Source organism: Mesorhizobium sp. M4A.F.Ca.ET.020.02.1.1, from assembly GCF_004022645.1.
In the GTDB taxonomy this organism is placed as follows: Bacteria; Pseudomonadota; Alphaproteobacteria; order Rhizobiales; family Rhizobiaceae; genus Mesorhizobium.
Window position 1 is genome coordinate 1 of record NZ_RZOI01000925.1, and the last position, 2034, is coordinate 2034.

3 protein-coding genes and 2 pseudogenes are annotated in these 2034 nt (G+C 63.3%); 4 read left to right on the forward strand and 1 reads right to left on the reverse strand.

Going from position 1 to position 2034, the window contains the following annotated elements; genetic code table 11:
* Nucleotides 1-130: pseudogene (locus tag EN742_RS33150) on the forward strand (SDR family oxidoreductase); the annotation flags it as partial.
* Nucleotides 127-900 carry an SDR family oxidoreductase gene (locus tag EN742_RS33155; RefSeq protein WP_128333781.1) on the forward strand — a complete coding sequence of 258 codons (774 nt, stop codon included), beginning with the start codon at nt 127-129 and terminating at the stop codon, nt 898-900. The pseudogene EN742_RS33150 and the gene EN742_RS33155, both read left to right, overlap by 4 nt.
* Before the next feature lie 164 nt (nt 901-1064).
* On the opposite strand, the pseudogene EN742_RS33160 reads toward EN742_RS33155, so the two are convergent.
* A pseudogene (locus EN742_RS33160) lies at nt 1065-1281 on the reverse strand (3-oxoadipyl-CoA thiolase); the annotation flags it as partial.
* 145 nt (nt 1282-1426) lie between these two features.
* Here EN742_RS33160 and EN742_RS33165 point away from each other — a divergent pair.
* Both EN742_RS33165 and EN742_RS33170 read left to right on the forward strand, forming a co-directional pair.
* The gene (locus tag EN742_RS33165; protein WP_128333782.1) at nt 1427-1693 is read left to right on the forward strand and encodes a type II toxin-antitoxin system prevent-host-death family antitoxin; all 267 of its coding nucleotides are present in this window, start codon (nt 1427-1429) and stop codon (nt 1691-1693) included.
* 3 nt (nt 1694-1696) lie between these two features.
* A partial coding sequence (locus tag EN742_RS33170; RefSeq protein WP_148670454.1) for a type II toxin-antitoxin system VapC family toxin occupies nt 1697-2034 on the forward strand: 338 nt, incomplete at its 3' end.

Consider the following 2034-nt stretch of genomic DNA (forward strand, 5'->3'; position numbering starts at 1 on the left):
CGCCTACGCCATGCTCTATCTCGCCTCGGGGCAAGCCAAATACACCACAGGCCAGACCATCGTCGTCGACGGCGGCTCGACCCTGCCGGAGACCGGCTACGCCGTCGAACGGCACTGGGGGCTCGCATGAGCCGCCGCCTCGAAGGCCGCACGGCCCTGGTCACCGGTGCCGCCACCGGCATGGGCCGCGCCACCGCCGAGTTGTTCGGCCGCCACGGCGCCAAAATTATCGCGTTCGGGCACGGCGGCGATGTGCTGGACGAAGCGGCCAAGGCCAGTGGCGGCATCGCCGTGCGCGGCGACATCACCAGCGCTGCCGACATCGCCCGCGCCATCAATGCCTGCGGCGGCCGCCTCGACATCGTCGTCAACGCCGCCGGCGTCATGATCCTCGACGAGCCGGAAACGCTGAGCGACGAGACCTGGGCAAAAAGCTTTGCCGTCAACGTCACCGGCTCGATGATGGTCTGCCGCGCAGCGCTCCCGCTGCTCAAGGCGCGCGGCGGCGCGATCGTCAACATCGCCTCGGTCGGCGCCTTCAACGCCAGCGCCCAGAATGCTGCCTATTCGGCGAGCAAGGCGGCACTTGTCTCCTACACGCGCTCGCTTGCATTCGCGCACGGTCCCGACGGCATTCGCGCCAACGCCGTCGCGCCAGGCTGGGTGCGCACGCCGATGAGCATCTACGAGATGGAAGTCGCGGCGGCGACCAACGGGTCCAAGCCAGATGAGGAGTTCGCCGCCCTAACCGGCCGCATCGCGCTACGCCGCGTTGCAGAGCCCGAGGAAATCGCCTCCTGCTGCCTGTTCCTGGCGTCCGACGAGGCATCCTTCGTCACCGGCGCTGTGCTGGTGGCGGACGGCGGAGGCCGCGCGCCAACGCAGAACAGGGCAGTTTGACCAACTATCCTGTTTGGAGTCCCTGCGACAATTCAAGGGCATGGCCATAGAGAGGCCATGCTATGAGAGTGGGTAGCTGAAGGGATAGAGCGCAAAGCGGATCCCTGCCTGGAAGAGCGTCGCTCCTGGGTCGGACGTTGTACGTCGGCGAGTCTTCCAGCTGTCTAGGCTGTCGCCAGCGCGATGGCGATCCCTTGGCCGACGCCGATGCACATGGTGGCCAACGCGATAGCGACCGCCGCGTTCGCGCAGTCCCAGCGCCGCCGTGCCGGTAATGCGCGCGCCCGACATGCCGAGCGGATGGCCGAGCACGATCGCCCCACCATTTGGGTTGACGTGGGTGGCGTCCTCGGCAATGCCGAGCTGACGCAGCACGGCGATGTTTTTGAGGCAGTCGGGGCCGCCAAAACTGGCGGACTAAATGGTGGCAGATGTTCGAAGGCAATCCGTCTCGATGGTCAGCGGCTTCTGCATCGATTTTTAGGGATAGTCTCTAGTTCCATAAGATGGATTATGCAACTTTAAGTTGCAGTACGCCAAGCAATCTCAAGTTACAAGGCCGGGCAAAGCCGTTGTTGAGGCAAAAGCGAATTTCTCCGGGCTCCTTGCCGAAGTCGAGGCGGGCGAGGAAATTGCTGTCACCCGACATGGCAAGGTCATCGCACGCATGGTGCCTGACCATCGCCGTGTTGCCGCCGACGCCTTTCGTGATTTTTGGGCGGATGCCGACGAGTTCGATCTGGTTGCACCAGAGGACAAGCCTGCGGAGGATGTGGCCTCGCTGGACGACTAGATCGTGGCGTCGCTCTATCATTTGGACACGAATATTCTCATTGCAGCCATGAAAGGCCGCCCGGAGGTGCGAAAACGGCTGGAGGCCCAGCAAATAAGCGCTATCCGGCTCTCTGCGATCGTAATGGGCGAATTGGGGTTCGGCGCGGAGAAAAGTGCCTATGGTGACCGCAATCGCGCCCGCCTGGCCACCTTGACGCAGCGCCTACCGCTGGTCGGCATCGACCATGACACAATACGGCATTATGCAAAAATCCGTGCCTTCCTTGAGCGTCACGGTACACCTATTGGTGCAAACGACACCTGGATCGCAGCACAGGCTCTCGCCATCAACGCTGTCTT